Annotated in this window: 16 protein-coding genes and 2 pseudogenes; 14 read left to right on the top strand and 4 right to left on the bottom strand. The window is 70.0% G+C overall.

The features are described from left to right. Positions 1-36: 36 nt before the first annotated feature. From ACIGQF_RS07360 to ACIGQF_RS07345, 4 genes are read left to right on the top strand one after another with little or no spacing between them, the layout of a single operon-like run. On the top strand, positions 37-993 hold the full coding sequence (locus tag ACIGQF_RS07360) for a polysaccharide deacetylase (RefSeq protein ID WP_399706702.1): 957 nt from the start codon (positions 37-39) through the stop codon (positions 991-993). After that, entirely contained in the window at positions 990-2318 is a 1329-nt protein-coding gene (locus ACIGQF_RS07355; RefSeq protein ID WP_399706701.1) for an MFS transporter, read from the top strand. The genes ACIGQF_RS07360 and ACIGQF_RS07355 overlap by 4 nt, the downstream gene beginning before the upstream one ends. Further along, positions 2318-3148 (top strand): SDR family NAD(P)-dependent oxidoreductase, encoded by an 831-nt coding sequence (locus ACIGQF_RS07350; RefSeq protein WP_399706698.1) that lies wholly within the window; start codon positions 2318-2320, stop codon positions 3146-3148. Before ACIGQF_RS07355 ends, ACIGQF_RS07350 begins: the two co-directional genes overlap by 1 nt. Continuing rightward, positions 3145-5409 carry a 2-dehydropantoate 2-reductase gene (locus ACIGQF_RS07345; RefSeq protein ID WP_399706695.1) on the top strand — a complete coding sequence of 755 codons (2265 nt, stop codon included), beginning with the start codon at positions 3145-3147 and terminating at the stop codon, positions 5407-5409. Before ACIGQF_RS07350 ends, ACIGQF_RS07345 begins: the two co-directional genes overlap by 4 nt. A 21-nt stretch (positions 5410-5430) precedes the next feature. Here ACIGQF_RS07345 and ACIGQF_RS07340 read toward each other — a convergent pair whose 3' ends face one another. Then, complete coding sequence (locus ACIGQF_RS07340) at positions 5431-6195, bottom strand: SDR family NAD(P)-dependent oxidoreductase (protein ID WP_399706693.1); 765 nt, start codon at positions 6193-6195, stop codon at positions 5431-5433. Positions 6196-6289: 94 nt separating this feature from the next. Next, a complete protein-coding gene (locus ACIGQF_RS07335) occupies positions 6290-6910 on the bottom strand; it encodes a TetR/AcrR family transcriptional regulator (RefSeq protein WP_399706690.1) in 621 nt (206 codons plus the stop codon). Positions 6911-7002: 92 nt separating this feature from the next. Here ACIGQF_RS07335 and ACIGQF_RS07330 point away from each other — a divergent pair, with 92 nt between their 5' ends. The 5 genes from ACIGQF_RS07330 (at position 7003) to ACIGQF_RS07310 (ending at position 9888) form a co-directional block, all read left to right on the top strand. Then, positions 7003-7941 carry an aldo/keto reductase gene (locus tag ACIGQF_RS07330; RefSeq protein ID WP_399706688.1) on the top strand — a complete coding sequence of 313 codons (939 nt, stop codon included), beginning with the start codon at positions 7003-7005 and terminating at the stop codon, positions 7939-7941. A 189-nt stretch (positions 7942-8130) separates the two neighbouring features. Beyond that, positions 8131-8265 carry a hypothetical protein gene (locus tag ACIGQF_RS07325; protein ID WP_399706685.1) on the top strand — a complete coding sequence of 45 codons (135 nt, stop codon included), beginning with the start codon at positions 8131-8133 and terminating at the stop codon, positions 8263-8265. A 106-nt stretch (positions 8266-8371) separates the two neighbouring features. Further along, positions 8372-8668: a hypothetical protein gene (locus tag ACIGQF_RS07320; RefSeq protein ID WP_399706682.1), complete on the top strand. Its 297-nt coding sequence runs from the start codon at positions 8372-8374 to the stop codon at positions 8666-8668. Positions 8669-8864: 196 nt separating this feature from the next. After that, entirely contained in the window at positions 8865-9533 is a 669-nt protein-coding gene (locus ACIGQF_RS07315) for a class I SAM-dependent methyltransferase (RefSeq protein WP_399706679.1), read from the top strand. A 148-nt stretch (positions 9534-9681) separates the two neighbouring features. Continuing rightward, positions 9682-9888, top strand: coding sequence for an EF-hand domain-containing protein (locus tag ACIGQF_RS07310; RefSeq protein WP_361554819.1), 207 nt, complete (start codon positions 9682-9684; stop codon positions 9886-9888). Between the two features lie 173 nt (positions 9889-10061). Here ACIGQF_RS07310 and ACIGQF_RS07305 read toward each other — a convergent pair whose 3' ends face one another. After that, entirely contained in the window at positions 10062-11642 is a 1581-nt protein-coding gene (locus ACIGQF_RS07305) for an MFS transporter (RefSeq protein WP_399706675.1), read from the bottom strand. Positions 11643-11744: 102 nt separating this feature from the next. On the opposite strand from ACIGQF_RS07305, the gene ACIGQF_RS07300 reads away from it, so the two are divergent. Next, positions 11745-11942 (top strand): hypothetical protein, encoded by a 198-nt coding sequence (locus ACIGQF_RS07300; RefSeq protein ID WP_399707648.1) that lies wholly within the window; start codon positions 11745-11747, stop codon positions 11940-11942. 24 nt (positions 11943-11966) lie between these two features. Here ACIGQF_RS07300 and ACIGQF_RS07295 read toward each other — a convergent pair. Continuing rightward, positions 11967-12407: pseudogene (locus ACIGQF_RS07295) on the bottom strand (IS5 family transposase); the annotation flags it as partial. Between the two features lie 255 nt (positions 12408-12662). On the opposite strand from ACIGQF_RS07295, the gene ACIGQF_RS07290 reads away from it, so the two are divergent. The 4 genes and pseudogenes from ACIGQF_RS07290 to ACIGQF_RS07275 all read left to right on the top strand — a co-directional run. Further along, positions 12663-13682, top strand: a complete 1020-nt coding sequence (locus ACIGQF_RS07290; RefSeq protein ID WP_399706672.1) for a Gfo/Idh/MocA family protein — start codon at positions 12663-12665, stop codon at positions 13680-13682. Between the two features lie 194 nt (positions 13683-13876). Beyond that, positions 13877-16105 carry a maltose alpha-D-glucosyltransferase gene (gene treS / locus ACIGQF_RS07285; RefSeq protein ID WP_399706669.1) on the top strand — a complete coding sequence of 743 codons (2229 nt, stop codon included), beginning with the start codon at positions 13877-13879 and terminating at the stop codon, positions 16103-16105. Between the two features lie 377 nt (positions 16106-16482). Beyond that, complete coding sequence (locus ACIGQF_RS07280; protein ID WP_399706666.1) at positions 16483-17088, top strand: class I SAM-dependent methyltransferase; 606 nt, start codon at positions 16483-16485, stop codon at positions 17086-17088. 73 nt (positions 17089-17161) lie between these two features. Next, positions 17162-17407 (top strand): annotated as a pseudogene (locus tag ACIGQF_RS07275) (MFS transporter); the annotation flags it as partial. Positions 17408-17432 lie beyond the last annotated feature (25 nt).

Genomic DNA, 17432 nt, shown 5'->3' with positions numbered 1-17432 from the left:
TCCTCCCCAGACCCGTACCACCACCGTGGAGTCATCATGCCCCCAGAAGGCTTCAGCCTGCCCGCAGAGAGCTGGCGCTGGCCCGAGAGCACGTGGCGCGGCCACGTCGACGCCGTACGCGCCGGCCGGTGTCTGCTCCCCGAACGCTGGCCCGACGGTGCCCGCGTCGCCGTAGCCCTCTCCTTCGACTCCGACCACGAGACGATCCCCCTCCGGGACGGCGAGACCAGCCCCGGCAGGCTTGCCCAGGGCGAGTACGGTGCACGCGCCGGCGCCCCGAGGATTCTGCGGCTGCTGGCGCACTACGGAGTACCGGCGACGTTCTTCATGCCGGCCGTCTCGGCGCTTCTCCACCCGGAAGAAGCCCGCGCCTACACCCGGGACGGGCACGAGCTGGCCGTCCACGGCTGGATCCACGAGCGGAACATGCTCCTGGATCACAGCGATGAGCGGGAGCTGACCGCACGCGCCCTGGACACCCTCACGACGCTGACCGGACAGCGCCCGGTCGGGATCCGGACCCCCTCCTGGGACTTCTCGGCATCCACCCTCGACATCATGCGCGAACTCGGATTCGCCTACGACTCCTCGCTCATGGCCGACGACGAGCCGTACGAGATCGTCGCCGGCGGGCAGCCCACCGGACTGGTCGAGATCCCGGTCGACTGGATCCGGGACGACGCGCCGTACTTCACCATGGACCGCTACGGATCCGCCCGCCCCTACAGCCGGCCCCGCGACGTCGGGGAGATCTGGCGGGACGAGTTCGACGCCGCCTACCGTGCCGGCGGTGTCTTCCAGCTCACCCTGCACCCACATGTCATCGGCCACCGCTCACGCCTGGTGGTGCTGCGGGAACTGCTCGACCACATCACCGCACACCGCGATGTCTGGTTCGCCACCCACGCCCAACTGGCCGATGCCGCACGCAACATGATGAACGGCTCCGCCCCTTCCCGTCCCGCCCCTGACGCCCCGGAGCACACGCCATGAACGCCGGATCTGTCATGCCCGCCGGTTCCCGAAGAGAGAACAGTGGCGGCTCGCCCACCGGGAAACTGAGTGGCGCCCAGCGCAAGGCCATCGTCGCAGGGACCATCGGCAACACCGTCGAATGGGTGGACTGGGCGCTGTACTCGATCTTCGCGAAGATCATCGCTGACGAGTTCTTCCCCAAGGGGAACGGCGCCGTCGCACTGCTGTCGACCCTCGCGGTGTTCGCGGTCGGATTCGTCATGCGCCCGGTCGGTGCCGCGGTACTCGGCGCCTACGCGGACCGCCGTGGCCGCAAGAAGGGCATGACACTCACCGTCGCCCTGATGGCGGGCGCCGGATTCATCATCGCCATCACCCCGTCCTACGACACCATCGGTGTGCTATCGCCGTTGCTGCTGCTCATCGCGCGCCTCGTACAAGGCTTCTCCGCCGGTGGCGAATTCGGCTCGTCCTCCGCCTTCCTCGTCGAATCCGCAGCCCGAGGCCGCCGCGCCTTCGCCGGGTCCTGGCAGCAGGTCTCGGTCGCCGGCGGCGTCCTGATCGCCTCGCTCCTGGGCACCCTCACCACCTCGATACTGAGCGACGAAACCCTGCACTCCTGGGGCTGGCGCGTGGCGTTCATCTTCGGAGGACTGCTCGGCCTCGTGGGCCTGTGGCTGCGGATCTCCGTCGAGGACACCGAGTCCTTCACCCAGGCCCAGGGGAGCGGTCGCACCCGTACCAACCCCGTCAAGGCCATGTTCGTCGAGCACCCGGCAGCCACGCTCCGCGTCGTCGGCATCACGATCGCGGGCACCCTCACCTACTACATCTGGGTCAACTACCTCCCCACGTACGCGAATGTGACCACCGGCATCCCGCTGAAGACGGCCCTGCTCTCACAGACCCTGTGCCTGATCATCTTTGTGATCGCGCTCCCGTTCGCCGGCCTGCTCTCGGACCGCATCGGACGCAAGCCCACGATGGCCGGATTCGCCGGCGGATTCGTCGTCCTGGCCTGGCCCCTGCTGGACCTGCTCCACAACAGCTTCCTCAGCCTCTTCCTGGTCCAGCTCGTGGGCATGCTGATGATCCTCGGCTACTCCGCCAACTGCGCCGTCATCATGGCCGAGCAGTTCCCGGCGGAAGTGCGCGCCACCGGCATCGCCCTGCCCTACGCGCTGGCCGTCGCCCTCTTCGGCGGGACGGCCCCCTACATCACCACGTGGCTGCACGAGAGCGGGCACAGCGACATGTTGTGGATCTACGTGGCAGCGGCCGCGCTGATCTCCCTCGTCGTCTATCTCACGATGCCCGAGACCAAGGACAAGGAATTCCACTGATGCCGCACGTACTCGTCACCGGCGCCGCGGGCGGCATCGGCAGTGCGATCGCCGAGGCATTCGCCGCCCAGGGCGCCTCCCTGACACTCGCCGACCGCGACCCCGACGCACTCCACGACACGGCCTCCCGCTTCGGCACGAACGCGGCAACCCGGGCTGCGGACCTGACCGACCCCGACGCCCCCGCTGCCCTGGTCGAAGCGGCCTGGGCGGCAAACGGCCCGGTCGACGTCCTGGTCAACGCCGCAGGCCGCTACCCCTCCCTGGACATGGCGGACGTCGACGCAGCCGCCTGGGACCGGCTGTTCGCGGTCAACCTCCGCGCCCCCGTACTGACGACCGCCGCCTTCGCCCGCCTCGCCATAGCGGCGGACCGGCCGGGTTCCGTCATCAACATCTCCTCCGGCGCGGCACTGCGCTCACGGCCGGGCGGCGGACCGTACGCCAGCTCCAAGGCGGCCCTGGACATGGCAACCCGGGCCGCAGCCCTGGAACTGGGCGGACATGCCATTCGCGTCAACGCGGTCAGCCCCGGCTTCGTCCTGGTCGACAGCGACTGCAACCCGGTCTCCGCCGAGTACGCCAAGGCCATCAGCGCCAACCCGCTCGGCCGCCCCGGAACGCCGCAGGACATCGCCCGAGCCGTGTGCTGGCTCGCGGGACCCGAAGCCTCCTGGATCACCGGAGAGATCCTCCGTGTCGACGGTGGGTCGAGCGCAGGAGCCCTCCACCTGCCCCGTATCTGGCAGTCACACGACACCCGCGCCACCGCGACCGCGGAGCCCCTTGCGGCCGCCGCCACAGAGGAACACGAGGAACACGCCCGATGAGCGACCACAGCCCTGAACGAGCCGCTGGCGATGGCGAACGAGTCGCCCGCAGCCCTGAACGTGCCGCCTACACCATCGTCGGTGCGGGAGCGATCGGCGGCACCCTCGCGTTCGCCCTCGCCCGCGCGGGCCACCCGGTCACCGTCATCGACACCGACCGCACCCACATCGACGCCATACGTACGCACGGACTCGTCCTCGCCCGGGGCGAAGGCCGGACCAGCATCCCGGTCACTGCCGCCACGCCGCAGGAGTTCACCCGCCCCCTGGAGCGTGTCCTCCTGGCAGTGAAGGCACAGGCCACCCAAGGCGCCATCGACTGGATTGCCCCTCGCCTGGACCCGCATGGGTACGTCGTCTCCGTACAGAACGGGTTCAACGAGGACCTGATCGCTCGCCGCATCGGCGCTCATCGCACCATCGCGGCCTTCGTCAACATCTTCGCCGACGTCGTCGAACCGGGCGTGATCCAAGATGGTGGCGCCGGAGCCCTGGTCGTCGGCGAACCCAACGGTGCGCCCGTCAGCGATCGCGTCCGCGACCTGGTCGCCGACCTGCAGAGCTGGGGCCCCGCCCAGGCCAGCGACAACGTCGAGGGCTACCTGTGGGCCAAGGCCGGGTTCGGCGCCATGCTCGCGGCCACAGCACTCGCCGACGCGCCCATGGCGGACCTCATCGACCGCCACCGTCCCGCCATGGCCGGGCTGACGGGCGAGATCTTCGCCGTGGCCGACCAACGCGGCGTCAAACTGGAGCCGTTCGACGCCTTCGACCCCCACCCCTTCCGGCAGGAAAGCGACGCCGCAGCACGCGACGCCGCCTTCGGCCGCCTCACCGCCTGGCTGCGCACCCAGACAAAGGACCGCAGCGGCATCTGGCGCGACCTGGCCGTACGCCACCGGCCCGTCGAAGTCACCACGCACTACACCGACATCATCGCGTACGCCGCACACGAGGGCCTGCCCACGACCCTGCTGCAGTCCGTCATGCACGGTCTGCGCGAACTCGAAGGCGCACCACAGAAGATGACCGAAGCCCGGATCGCCGAACTCGACAGGCTTGCCACACAGCCGGCCGCTGACCGCGTGCCCGACAGCGACCAGGCCATGGCAGTGCAACGCTGGCTGGAACGCCATCGCGAAGACATGATCGCCGACCTCGCGGCGTACACCGCGCAGGGCAGTGCCAGCGACGATCTGGACGCCTTGGACGCCTGCCTCACCTGGCTGCGCGACTGGCTGGACCAGCGTCTGGGGGCACCGGAGACGGAGGAGATCCTCCCGCGCGACGAGGCCGGAGACATCCTGATCCGCCGTTACCAGGCGCGCGGGGCGACAGCGGCCGACGACCGGACCGTCATGCTGGTGGGCCACTACGACACCGTGTGGCCGACCGGCACCCTGGAGAGCTGGCCCTTCCGCCGGGAGGGCGACCTCATCACCGGGCCCGGCGTCTTCGACATGAAGGCCGGCCTCGTCCAGGCCGTGTGGGCGTTGTGCGCGCTCGACGCCCTCGACCTGCCCCGCCCGGCCCTCACCCTCATTCTCAACGGCGACGAAGAGACCGGAAGCCTCGCCTCACATGAGGCGATCGTCGAGGAAGCCCGCGACGCCCGGCTCGCCATGGTCTTCGAAGGCGCAGCCGACGGCGCCATCAAGACTGCCCGCAAGGGAGTCGGACTGTTCGCCCTTACGGTCACTGGCACCGAGGCCCACGCCGGACTGGACCCCACCGCTGGAGCCAGCGCCGTAGACGAACTGGCGCACCAGATCCTGCACTTGACGCAACTACGCGACAACGAAGCCGGAACCTCCCTCAACGTCGGAGTGATCGAAGGCGGCACGCGCAGCAATGTCACGGCGGGCCGCGCCACCGCACGCCTCGACGTGCGCGTGGCATCCGCCGCCGAACAGCAGCGCATCGCGAAGGCGCTCGCCGACCTCCAACCCATTGACGTCCGTACGCAATTGCAGGTCACGGGGGACTGGAACCGCCCCGTCTTCGAACGAAGCGAGCAAGTCGCCGCACTCGCGCACCTGGCGAAAGCCTGCGCAGGGCTGCTCGGGTACGACCTGCCCGAGGCCTCGGTCGGCGGAGCGAGCGACGGCAACTTCCTCGCCGCCGCCGGCGTACCGGTACTGGACGGCATCGGCGCTGTCGGCCATGGCGCCCACGCCCGTTCGGAGAGCACGTACGTATCCGGCATGCTCGCCCGAGCAGCGCTGGCCGCCACCATCCTCCTCACCCTGGCCCGCCGATGACGACGGAGATTGCTACAGGCGCTAAAGGCTGACGCCGCCGGTGACGTCGACCTTGGTGCCTGTGATCCAGCGGGCGTCGTCGGAGGCCAGGAAGGCGACCGCGTCGGCGATGTCCGTGACCTGGCCGATCCGGCCGAGAGCGGTCAGGCTGATGTTCCGCTCCAGGTTCGCCGGGTCGGCCAGCACCTCGGCGGTCATGTCGGTGCGAGTGAATCCGACGGCTACGGAATTCACGGTGATTCCGCGGGGGCCGAGGTGCTTGGCCAGGGTCTGGCTGAACACTTCGAGTGCGCCCTTGGTGAGCGGATATCCGATGCCGTGGGCGGAGGCGATCCGCGTGGAGACGGATGAGATGTTGATGATCCGGCCGCCGTCGCGCAGCCGTGGCAGCAGCCGCTGGGTGAGGAAGAACGGTGCCTTGACGTTGACCGCGACCATCTGGTCGAACTCCTCGGGAGTGAGCACCTCGATCGGCCGCCCCATGAGGTTGAGCCCCGCGTTGTGAACCAGGATGTCGACCGCCGATTCCCCGTGTGCGCCCAGTCCGGCCTCCAGCCCGGCCGCGAGCGTGTCCACGTCGCCGGGAACGCCCAGCTCGGCGCCCACGATGAATGCCCGGCCACCGGCCTCGGTGATGGCGGCGGCGGTCTCCTTGGCCGCCGCCTCGTCGCTGCCGTAATGCACGGTTACCAGAGCGCCGTCCCGGGCCAGCCGTTCGGCGATGCCCCGCCCGATGCCCCGACTGCTGCCGGTGACCAGCGCGACCTTCCCGCTGAGGTTCCCCATGTCCACTCCTTGACCGTGTTCCGCGGAGCTCTCTCCACCCAATCAAGTAAACTTAGGCTCACCTAAGTGTGGCATGTGTTCAGCTGCGGGTCCTTCAGTGGCTCTTCGGCCCGGGGCGCGGGCGGAGAGCGTCGACGATCAGGTCGAGGAGCTGGTCGGTCCTCTCCGTCGAGTCCGTCGCCGTGGTGGAGAGGAAGACGCCGAGGATCATCATCGTGACGTCCTCCGGGTCGACGTCCGGGCGCAGTGAGCCGGTTTCTGCGCCGCGGCTCAGCATCATGGCGATGGTGGCGGTGATGCGTTCCCGGGTTGCGGGTGTGGCGATGGTGCCCGATGCCCAGCCGGCGCGCAGTGTGTCGGACATGCCGCGCTTTATTTGGAAGAACGCCGCGTACTGAGTCAGCCATGCGCGCAGTGCGGCCGCGGGCTCCAGCTCATCGAGGAGCGGCGGTGCACTGGCGACGACCTTGTCGAGTTCCGCGGCGTACACGGCCTCCACGAGTGCCTCGCGGGTGGGGAAGTGCCGGTACAGCGTGCCGATCCCGACGCCGGCCGCGCGGGCGACGGCGTCCAGTGGGACGGCGTCCGGTGTTGCGGCGAAGGCGTCCCGGGCTGCGGCGAGGAGCTTGTCGCGGTTGCGCCGCGCGTCGGCGCGTGCGGGCCGGCCGGGCGTCGACGCGCTGCTGCCACTGGTCGGGGGTTCGGTCTCAGGCAAAACGGAGGACCTCCGGTTAGTGCTACGGTGAAGTGGTGAGCGAAACGGAGTGGCTCCGTTTCGCCTATGATCCCACGCGAAGGAGAGAGCCCATGGCTTCCCCCGCCCGATCTCTTCCCGTCACCGCGACCGGCGCGCAGCGCGCCGGCGGCCCCGGAGACCTCGCAGGCCGCACCGTCTCCCGGATCGGCTTCGGCGCGATGCAACTGGAGCGCCTGCGCAACGACCGCAAGGCGGCGATCGCGGTGCTGCGCCGCTGCATCGAGCTCGGCATCGACCACATCGACACCGCGCATTTCTACGGCCACGGCTTCGTGAACGAGGTGATCCGCGAAGCGGTCCGCCCGGAGGACGACGTCATGGTGGTGAGCAAGGTCGGCGCCGAGCCCGACACCGAGGGCCCGCTTCCCCTCCGCCTCGCCCAGCGCCCCGAACAGCTGCGGGCCGCCGTCGAGGACAACCTGACGACGCTGGGGAGGGAACAGATCCCTCTGGTCAACCTCCGCCGCACCGACAACGGCCCCGGTCTGCGCGCCGAAGGGGACCAGGTCGTACCCCTCGACGACCAGCTCGCCGTGATGACGGCGCTGCGCGACGAAGGCAAGATCGGCGCGATCGGCCTCAGCAGCGTCTCACTCGACGTCCTGCGCACCGCCCTGCCCGCGGGCATCGCATGCGTCCAGAACGCCTACAGCCTCGTGGCCCGCGACGACGAGGACATGCTCCGCCTCTGCCTTGAGGAAGGCATCGCCTGGGTTCCCTACTTCCCCCTCGGCAGCGCCTTCGCGGGCATGCCGAAGGTGACCGACGAGCCCGCGGTCATCACCGCCGCGCGTGACCTCGGCGCCGCACCTGCCCAGGTCGCACTGGCCTGGCTGCTCCACCACGCCCCGAACGTGCTGCTCATCCCCGGTACCGCCAACGCCGAACACCTCGAGGCCAACGTCGCCGTCGGCGCCATCACACTCGACGAGCAGACTCTCTCCACCCTGGACGCCGTCCAGTCGCGGCCCGGCGAAATCATCGTCTGACAGCCACTTGACTGCGGTCCTGCGCCCTGCGCCCTGGGGCCCTGCGCCCGCCCGGCTCCGTCTTTCTCAGAATCCGGCCCGGTCGCGCTTTCGGGCGGCGTGCCTCCGTGCGCTCTTCACGGCGTCCGACGTCCGCCGTAGCGTCGCGAGAAGCATCCGACCGCAGAGGAGGCCGCAGTGGAGGCTGTCATGCCCGATTCCCGCACGGCCGTGACCAGGGATGACGGTGGCGAGCACGGCGGCCCGCCCGATGACCAGCCCTGGCCGGTGCCGGACGGCGAGCCCAGCCCGGACGGCAGCCGCCCCCAAGAACTGATCCCGTGACCACGACCTCTCCCCGTTCTCCAACGGTGCATCCGGGACAGGCCGCGCTCGTCGGAGAGGGAAGCAACTGCGGCGCTCCTGCGAGCTGGTCACCGGCCAGGAGCGGATGGACCTGCTCTATTCGAATGAGCCCGTGGTCACCCAGCTGGACGACGGCGAGCCGGACGGGCCCGGCACCGCCACGTCCGCCAACTCCATGCCCTCGATGGTCGCCCTGGGCGACCACGCCCCGTACGACCGGATCCTGTCCACCTGTGCGCTGCGCGAGGTTCCGCCGTCGCTGGTCGCCCAGCTCGCACCGGGCGGCTGTCCGGACCGTGTGGCTGGAGAGCGAGGACGGCTCGGCGGCCGTGGCCGGTGGCGGGACGGTGACGGTGCACGGGCCGAGGGGCCTGTGGGTTGAGGCCGCGGAGGGCGAGGCGGAGTACGCCGTCCGTGGTCGACCGGACATCGCATCCTTCGGCCTGACGGTCACGCCGCACGGCCGCCAACACCTTTGACCGCACACCCCGGCGGAGGTGATCCCCGGCCCTGCCGATCCAGCCCTGCCGATCCAGCCCTCTCCAACCAGCACTGTCGAACCCATCAGGAGGACTTCTATGGCGCGTGAAGCGGTCACCCTGCCTGACTACTGGGACACCTACAAGCCGCATCGCGGTGCGGGCGAGCAGCCTGCCCCCGAGGTCGGGGCCTTCGAGTGGACGCAGTACGACGGGCACGGGCCGGGCGTGGAGTGGCTGGGCAGCCCGCGGACCGTGTTGGAGCTGGGTTCGGCTGAGGGAACGGACGCTGTCGTCCTCGCCCGTTCGGGGATGGAGGTGACCGCGCTGGACTTCTCCGACTTCCAGATCGCCCGTGCTCGCCGCTGGTGGGCCGATGTTCCCGGGCTGCGCTTCGTACACGCGGAGGTGTGCGACTACCTGGACACCACGGAGGCGACGTACGACGCGGTCTTCTCCATGTGGGGCGCTGTGTGGTTCACCGACCCCGAGAAGCTGGTGCCGCGCATCGCCAAGCGCCTCAACTCCGGTGGCCTGCTGGCACTTTCCCAGGCCGAGCCGATCGAGGGCTTCGAGGGCCCGTACGCCATGTACGGCAACGGATTCAGCGGCCGGAAGCTCCCCTTCGTCCGCTGGTCCTACGGGCCGGAGTGGTGGGCCGGCCTGCTGCAGCGCACCGGGTTCACCGACATCGACGCCCACGTCCTGCCCGCGCCGGACCCGGAGTGCGTCGGCACGTTGATGGTGAGAGCGCGGAGGACCGGCTGAAGGTGATGGAGGCGTCACACTCGATCAGGCGTCGCCCCCGATCGGACGGGCGTTTCCCCGGACACACCACCGGAGAACGAACCCGACCACGCCTACTAGGGTGGGGCCGGTCTTGGAACAGCGAGAGAAAGGCGCCCACGTGGTAGACATGACAGCCGCAGCGCAGAAGGTCTTCGAGCGTTACGACCTCGACGGTGACGGTCAGCTGACCGCAGAGGAGTACCGGAAGGTCGTCGAGGAACTCGGCGAGCAGGGCGTCACCGATGAGGCCGCGCAGGCGCTCATCGACACCATCGACACCGACGGTGACCGCAAGGTCTCGTTCGAGGAGTTCCGGGCCTCCATGGGCCTCTGAGCGTCTGCTCCGCGGAGAAGCGGAGAGCGCGCGATGACGCCGTACACGTACTCCGGGTCCATAGAGGCCCGGAGTACGTGCATGTGGGTCCGTGACGACGGCCAGCCGTAAAGCGGTCGTACGGGAAGCGGTCGTACGGGGGGCGCGAATAGAGAGCTCGCTCAGGACAGAAATCAGTCGCTGCTCGTACGCGGTGGGGCCGATCGCGGGGTTCCGGGGTCGAGGGGTGGTGCCGATACGCCGCAGTGGTAGGTGCACTGAGGACGACAGTGCTGTGCCTGGACGTCGCTCTCCTGTTCCTGTGCTTGGCTCTTCCGGGCCGTCCGCGTCGTCTCCGCCCTGGCGCGTTCCGGGGCGCGGGAACGCAGGGGGAACCAGGCGAGGGCCGCGCCGATGGCGAGGAGGACCGCGCAGAGGAAGAGGGACCGCCGATAGCCGGCCGCGAACGCGGTGGCCGAGCGATACGCCTCCGGTCCCATGCCGGCAAGGAGGGGCAAGGCGGCAACGGCGAGCAGGCCGGCCGCGCGTGCGGCCGCGTTGTTGACGCCGCTGGCCAGTCCGGCGTGTGTGACGTCGACGGAGGCCAGCACGGTGGCGGTGAGTGGTGCGACGAGGAGGACCATGCCGAGGCCCAGCACGGTCACGGCGGGCAGGACTTCGGTGCGGTACGAGGCGTCGGTGCCCGCCCGCGTCATCAGCAGCATCCCGGTGGCGCACACCAGCGGGCCGAGCGTGAGCGGGATGCGGGGCCCGATGCGTTGGGCCAGTTCTCCGGAGCGGGCGGAGAGCAGCAGCATCAGCACGGTGGTGGGCAGCAGCGCGGTCCCGGCGACGAGCGCGGAGTACCCCGCGCCCACCTGTAGGTACAGCACGGTGAGGAAGAAGAACCCGCCGAAGGCCGCGTAGACGCACACAGTGACGGCGTTGACCGCGGTGAACTGCCGCGACCCGAAGAGCCATGGGGGCAGCATGGGGTCGGGGTCACTGCGTTCGACGCGGAGGAAGGCGACCGCGAGCAGCACGCCGGCGGTCGCGGCGAGCAGTACGTCAGGTGCCGTGCCCCGGCCGGGTGCGGCAATCAGTGCGTAGGTCACCGCGCCCAGCGCCAGCGCGCCGAGCACGGCACCCCGTACGTCGAACCGGCCGTGCGCGGTGGGGTCCCGGGTCTCGGGCACGTGGCGGGCGGCGAGGGGTACGCACACTGCCGCCACGGGCACGTTGAGGAAGAACACCCAGCGCCAGCCGGGGCCGTCCACGAGCCAGCCGCCGAGGAAGGGGCCGGCCGCGGTGGCCACGCCGCCCAGGCCGGACCAGGCACCGACCGCACGGGACCGCTCGTCGGGATGGAAGACGGCTTGGATGAGGGCGAGCGAGCCTGGGGTGAGCAGGGCTCCGCCGACGCCCTGGAGGGCGCGGGCGGTGAGGAGTACCGCGGCGTTGGGTGCCAGTCCGCACAGGAGTGAGGCCGCGGCGAACCACACCATGCCGATGAGGAAGATCCGGCGCCTGCCGTAGCGGTCACCGAGTGCGCCGCCGAGCAGCAGCAGAGCGGCCAGGGTGAGCAGGTAGGCGTTGACGGTCCACTGGAGGGTGGCCAGTGAGGTGTTCAGGTCCGTACCGATGCGGGGCAGGGCGACGTTGACGACGGTACTGTCGAGCATCGCCATGCCCGAGCCGAGGACGGCCGTGAGCAGGACCCAGCGGCCCTGGGCGGTGGCCATCCGTACTGTGCCGGGTGGGGAGAGGTCGCTCATAGAGCGAGCATGCACCCAGGCAGGCGCGAGAGAGGCTCACGACGCCGTGGCGTCCCCTCACGGGCTTCGGTTTTCGCGCGAGGCAGGGCCCGCCCAGGGCTCATGACGTCGACGTACCAGTGCTGGGAGATGCGGGCGGTGGAGATCACGCCCGAGGGACTCGAACTCTTCGACGCAGCAGCACACGTGGCGGCGAACCCGCTGGGAGAGCGCCTGGTTGCCCACCTGGGCCCCGGCGAGCCCGCGATGCTGATGGACCTGCCGACCCGGCTCGCCCACCCCGCGGACGGCAAGGCGTAAGCCTGTCTGTGAGCCGGCACCGACTCTCCCGCCGCCGGATGCGGCCGTTGATCTGGTCAGTCCGCCGCGGGAGCGGCCGATCGCCTTGCCGGGCCGGTCCTGCCTCTTTTTTGCGCGCCGGCGGCATGCTGGTGGGCCCGCACGGTGGTGGAGTCGGCACACACGATCGGCCGGTCGGCCTCGCCGGCAGCGTCGGAGTGCTGCTGGACGTGGGCCAGCAGACGATCCCAGGTGCCGTCGGCCGACCAGCGCCGGAATCGCTCGTAGGCCGTTTTCCACGGGCCGTAGCGTTCCGGCAGGTCCCGCCGGGCAGCCCCGGTGGACAGCTTCGACAAGCTCCCGTTCATCACCTGTCGGCGGTCCCGTACCGGCCGCCCCCTCCGCGCGAGCCGGCATCGGCTCGATCACCGCCCACGCCTGATCAGTCAGCTCATGACGACGCACCACAAACCGACCAACTACCAAACGACTTTGCGGACACGACCCAGGACCTCGGCCCGGAGCGACTACACACCGTTGCGAGAACGGAGGAGGTCCGGTCGGTCCGCGACGAGCTGGGCCGCCGCGCGCGTCCTACCGGGCATCGGCTTCTTCACCCACGGCAAGGTCATCACCACCGTTGGCTCGATCCGAGCCATGCGGACTCAACATCCGTTTTCCACAAACCTCCTGACGTACCGTAGGCTCTCTCGTCCCCCGAACGTTCCACGGGAGAACACCATGACGGGTCCCGACCAGGCACCGGCCACGGCCTCGGCCTCGGCCCCGGCCCCGGCCCCGGCCGTAGGCCGGCGGCCGTCCGGCTCGCCGCTCCGGTTCGCCGTGCTCGGCACCGGCTACTGGGCCCGGTCGTGTCATGGCACGGTGCTGGCCGAACGACCTGATGTGGACTTCGTCGGCTTCTGGGGGCGCGACGGCGCCAAGGCCGAGCACGCCGCGGCGGGCGTGGGCCGCGGCCGGGGCTTCACCGATCTGGACGCGCTGCTCGACGCCGTGGACGCGGTCGCGATCGCCCTGCCCCCCGATGTCCAGGCGTCCCTCGCGGTCCGGGCGGCGAGGGCCGGGAAACACCTATTGCTCGACAAGCCCCTCGCCCTGGACGTGCCGGCCGCCGACGACGTCGTCAGAGCCGTCGCGGAGTCGGGAGTCACCAGCCTCAGCTTCATGACCTTCCTGTTCCAGGAGGAGGTGACGGCTTGGCTGGCCCGTATGCAGACCCTCGCTGCCGCACATGGCCCCTGGGAAGGCGTATCCGTGCGCTGTGCCGGCAGCATCGACACGCCGGGGAGCCCGTACGCCGGGTCGGTCTGGCGCCGGGAGCGAGGAGGGCTGTGGGACTGGGGCCCGCATGCCCTCTCCCTGATCCTGTCGCTCTTGCCCCCTGTGGAACGAGTCGCTGCAGTACGAGGAATGCGCGATACGGTACATATGGGCAATGAACATACCGGTGGACCCGTCAGTTCAATGACCCTGACTGTCACCGCACCCGCGAAGGCCCAGGAGTCGGTCATCACCGTCTGGGGCCCGGCGGGCCGCGAGTCCCTGAAACTGCCGACCGGCACGTTGCGGGAAGCCTGCCACCGAGCGGTGGACCAGTTTCAGGAGGCAGTGGCCGGCCGCGACGGACGAGCTCATCCGCTCGACGCGGCCTACGCCCGCAACATCGTCGCCGTTCTCGATGCGGCAGAGCGTCAGCTCGCTCTGCCAGCTGAGCAACGGGCAACGGCACCCGCCCTGTAGTCCCTCATCAGCACTCCACAAGAAGGTCTCGTGAACCGGTCGCTCACGTGCCCCCTGCCACCGGCATGCGCTCAACGACACGTGCAGCTTGCGCGGCGATCACTGCTGCGCGGGTCGCCCACCTCGTCCGACCCCCTCATATCCACAGGTCGGAAACGCATTCAGACGAGCTGAGCGGCAGAAAGAAGGTGTCAATGACCGACGAGCAGGCGGCGGCCGGCGATTCGCACGAGACCCGGCACGAACCGACAGAGATCACCTACTCGGAGCAGTTCTACCCGGCGCGGCCCCGGTCCCTGCGGCCGCGCGCGCGGCTGCGGCAGCAGCAACAGCCGCAGCCTCCCGAACGCCGGCAGGACCCGGTCGGTACCAACCCCGAATACGTGGCCTGGCTGCGCCGGCACTCCATGCTGCAGGACGCCAGGGACCTGTCGGTACAGCTCACCGGCCAGGGCATCATGTGGCAGAACCCCTTCGCGCGGCCCAATCCCAAGGCGGCCGTCGATGCCGCCCCGGTGTGGTTCACGGCGTACCCCATCTCCTTCATCACCCGCCCCGGCGACAGCTTCCTGGGCACCCTGGCCGACCCCGAGCTGTGGCGTGCCTTCTCCGACCTCGGTGTGCGGGCCGTCCACACCGGGCCGGTGAAGCGCGCCGGCGGCATCTCGGGATGGGACGCCACGCCCACCGTCGACGGGCACTTCGACCGCATCAGCACCGCCATCGACGAGGCGTTCGGCACGGAGGACGACTTCCGGCGGATGTGCGAGGTGGCGGCCGAACAGGGCGGCACGGTCATCGACGACATCGTGCCGGGGCACACCGGCAAGGGCCCGGACTTCCGGCTGGCCGAGATGAATGTCGACGACTACCCGGGCATCTACCACATGGTCCAGATCGAGCCCGAGGACTGGTACCTGCTGCCCGAAGTGCCGCCGGAACGCGACTCGGTCAACCTCGACGTCGAGGCCGAGGAGGCGCTGGAGAAGGCGGGCTACATCATCGGCCGCCTCCAGCGGGTCATCTTCCACGACCCCGGTGTGAAGGACACCAACTGGAGCGCCACGCGCGCGGTCCTCGGGCCGGACGGCGTCAGCCGGCGCTGGGTCTACCTGCACTACTTCAAGGAGGGGCAGCCCTCCATCAACTGGCTCGACCCCACCTTCGCCGGCATAAGGCTCGTCATCGGGGACGCCCTGCATTCGCTCGGCGACCTCGGCTCCGGCGCACTCCGCCTGGACGCCAATGGCTTCCTGGGCGTGGAGAAGAGCGCCGAGGGCCTGCCGGCCTGGTCGGAAGGGCACCCGCTGTCGGAGGCCGCCAATCAGCTGATCGCCAGCATGGTGCGCAAGCTGGGCGGCTTCACCTTCCAGGAGCTGAACCTGACGATCGACGACATCAAGGTCACCTCCGAGGCCGGCGCGGACCTCTCGTACGACTTCGTCAACCGTCCCGCCTACCACCACGCCCTGGCCACCGGGGACACCGAGTTCCTGCGCCTGACGCTGAACCTCTCCCTGGACAAGGGTGTGGCGGCTGCCGGCCTGGTCCACGCACTGCAGAACCACGACGAACTCACCTACGAGCTGGTGCACTTCACCACGTCGAAGGATGAGCTTTTCGCCTATCACGGTGTTGAGGTGACAGGCGAACAGCTCGCCGAGCACGTGCGCGGCGAGCTGGTGCAGACACTGGTCGGGCCCGACGCTCCGTACAACGCGGTCTTCACCACCAATGGCATCGCCTCCACGACGGTCAGCGTCATCGCGGCTGCCCTCGGGTACACAACGCTCGACCGCTTCGCGCAGGAAGACGTGGAGAGCATCAAGCGCGCACACTTGCTGCTGGCGATGTTCAATGCCCTGCAACCCGGTGTCTTCGCGCTCTCCGGCTGGGACCTGTGCGGCCTGCTCACCCTGGACCGGGAGGCTGTCGGGCCCCTGCTCGCGACCGGCGACACCCGCTGGATCCACCGGGGCGCCTACGACCTGATGGGCTACCGGCCCGAAGCAACCACATCCGGTTCGGGCATGCCCAAGGCTCACAGCCTCTACGGCAGCCTCCCTGAGCAACTCGCCGACCCCGACTCCTTCGCCGCACGCCTCAAACACCTGCTGCGGGTGCGGGAGGAGACGGGCGTTGCCACCGCCGATCAGATCGAGATCCCGTCGGTGGTGAACCCCGCCCTGCTCATCATGGTGCACCGGCTGGACGACGCCGGGAGGATCCAGGCGACCGTACTCAACTTCGGGCCCGAACCGGCCTCCGGCTCCGTGGCCTCGGAGTACTTCGAGCCGGGCTGGACGGCCCATGACGCCCTGACGGGCAGGGACGTCAACGTGGTCAACGACCTGCGGTCGGTCGACGTCCAAGTCGGCGGTCACGACGGACTCTGTCTCGTCTTCCTGCCGCCGGTGCCATGAAGGCGTAACCGCGGTAACAGTGCCGGGGGGGGGGGGGGGCCGGGGGGGGGGGCGCCCCCCCCGGGGGGGGGGGGGGGGGCCGGGGGGGGGGGGCGGGGGGGGGGGGGGGGGGGGCGCGGGGGGGGGCCCCCGCGCGTGGGCGGCCGCCCCCCGCCCCGTTTACTCATCACCGCCCCCGGGCTCAATCCCACCCTACCCCGCCCAAACGGGGGGGGGGGCCCCCCCCCGGGGGGCCCCCCACCCCGGCTACTTGTAGGGGTGAAGCCGTACGCCACCTCTGCATCGGTGTCACGCCGGCAGGGCTGGACTGCTCAGGCCGCTGCGTGACACCTGTGTGGTGACCGAGAGAGACCCGCAGTGGATCTATTGTTGATCTCATGAGCCGTTGGAATGAGCTGACCGGGGAGACGTCCGGAAACGACTACGCCGCACGGTTCGCGGCGCTGGCCCGGAGCGGGAAGGACGTGCACGGTGAGGCGCGGTTCTGCGCGGCTCTCGTGCCTGCTGGAGCGCGGGTACTGGACGCCGGATGCGGTACCGGCCGGGTCATGATCCGACTGGCGGAGCTCGGCTACGACTGTGTCGGTGTGGATCTCGATGCGTCGATGCTCGCAGTAGCGCGGGAACAGGCGCCGGGCCTGCCCTGGTTCCAAGCCGACCTGGCCGAGTTCGAGCCGGATCGGCTCGGTATCGCAGCCGACTTCGACCTCGTCGTCGCGGCAGGCAACATCTTTCCGTTGCTCGCTCCCGGCACCGAGGCCACGGTGGTCAAGCGCCTGACCGCGACCCTGCGGCCGGGCGGTCTGATGATCGCCGGCTTCGGCCTGGACGCGGCCCACCTGCCCGTGCCGCCCAGCATCACGCTGTCGGAGTACGACGACTGCTGCGCCGCAGCCGGCCTGACCCTCGTTGACCGCTTCGCCACCTGGGACGCCGACCCGTACGAGGGCGGCGGTTACGCCGTCAGCGTCCACCGCCGGTGAGAGCCGTCAGCGTCCACCGCCGGTGAGAACTGTCCGGCGTGCGCGGCCCTGAGCGACTGCAAGGCGGCCGGTCTTCGCCGTCACGGGAATCGGGCTGGCCAACCTCTTCCCCATTGCCGTGGAGCGCGCCGGTGCCGTCGCCGGCCCCAGCGGCGTCGCCATCGCCTCCACCTTCGGCTACGGCGGCATGCTCCTCGGCCCTCCGGTGATCGGCTTCACAGCCGACTGGCTCTCCCTGCCAACTGCTCTCGCCAGCGTCGCCGCCCCGGCCGCCGTCGCCGCCGCAATCGGGTTCGCCACCAGACGCTCGGTCGGGTGACCGGCGGGAAGCGGGGCGGAGGCCG

It is taken from the genome of Streptomyces sp. NPDC053560 (genome assembly GCF_044544605.1).
Lineage (GTDB): Bacteria > Actinomycetota > Actinomycetes > Streptomycetales > Streptomycetaceae > Streptomyces.
The sequence above is the reverse complement of the archived record's forward strand: the minus strand, read 5'-3'. Positions and strand labels throughout refer to the sequence as shown.

Bases quoted from the DNA above. Each gene is read 5' to 3' on its own strand.
- ACIGQF_RS07360 (WP_399706702.1), top strand. From the start codon at position 37: ATGCCCCCAGAAGGCTTCAGCCTGCCCGCAGAGAGCTGGCGCTGGCCC.
- ACIGQF_RS07355 (WP_399706701.1), top strand. From the start codon at position 990: ATGAACGCCGGATCTGTCATGCCCGCCGGTTCCCGAAGAGAGAACAGT.
- ACIGQF_RS07350 (WP_399706698.1), top strand. From the start codon at position 2,318: ATGCCGCACGTACTCGTCACCGGCGCCGCGGGCGGCATCGGCAGTGCG.
- ACIGQF_RS07345 (WP_399706695.1), top strand. From the start codon at position 3,145: ATGAGCGACCACAGCCCTGAACGAGCCGCTGGCGATGGCGAACGAGTC.
- ACIGQF_RS07340 (WP_399706693.1), bottom strand. From the start codon at position 6,195: ATGGGGAACCTCAGCGGGAAGGTCGCGCTGGTCACCGGCAGCAGTCGG.
- ACIGQF_RS07330 (WP_399706688.1), top strand. From the start codon at position 7,003: ATGGCTTCCCCCGCCCGATCTCTTCCCGTCACCGCGACCGGCGCGCAG.
- ACIGQF_RS07325 (WP_399706685.1), top strand. From the start codon at position 8,131: ATGCCCGATTCCCGCACGGCCGTGACCAGGGATGACGGTGGCGAGCAC.
- ACIGQF_RS07320 (WP_399706682.1), top strand. From the start codon at position 8,372: ATGGACCTGCTCTATTCGAATGAGCCCGTGGTCACCCAGCTGGACGAC.
- ACIGQF_RS07315 (WP_399706679.1), top strand. From the start codon at position 8,865: ATGGCGCGTGAAGCGGTCACCCTGCCTGACTACTGGGACACCTACAAG.
- ACIGQF_RS07310 (WP_361554819.1), top strand. From the start codon at position 9,682: ATGACAGCCGCAGCGCAGAAGGTCTTCGAGCGTTACGACCTCGACGGT.
- ACIGQF_RS07305 (WP_399706675.1), bottom strand. From the start codon at position 11,642: ATGAGCGACCTCTCCCCACCCGGCACAGTACGGATGGCCACCGCCCAG.
- ACIGQF_RS07300 (WP_399707648.1), top strand. From the start codon at position 11,745: ATGACGTCGACGTACCAGTGCTGGGAGATGCGGGCGGTGGAGATCACG.
- ACIGQF_RS07290 (WP_399706672.1), top strand. From the start codon at position 12,663: ATGACGGGTCCCGACCAGGCACCGGCCACGGCCTCGGCCTCGGCCCCG.
- treS (WP_399706669.1), top strand. From the start codon at position 13,877: ATGACCGACGAGCAGGCGGCGGCCGGCGATTCGCACGAGACCCGGCAC.
- ACIGQF_RS07280 (WP_399706666.1), top strand. From the start codon at position 16,483: ATGAGCCGTTGGAATGAGCTGACCGGGGAGACGTCCGGAAACGACTAC.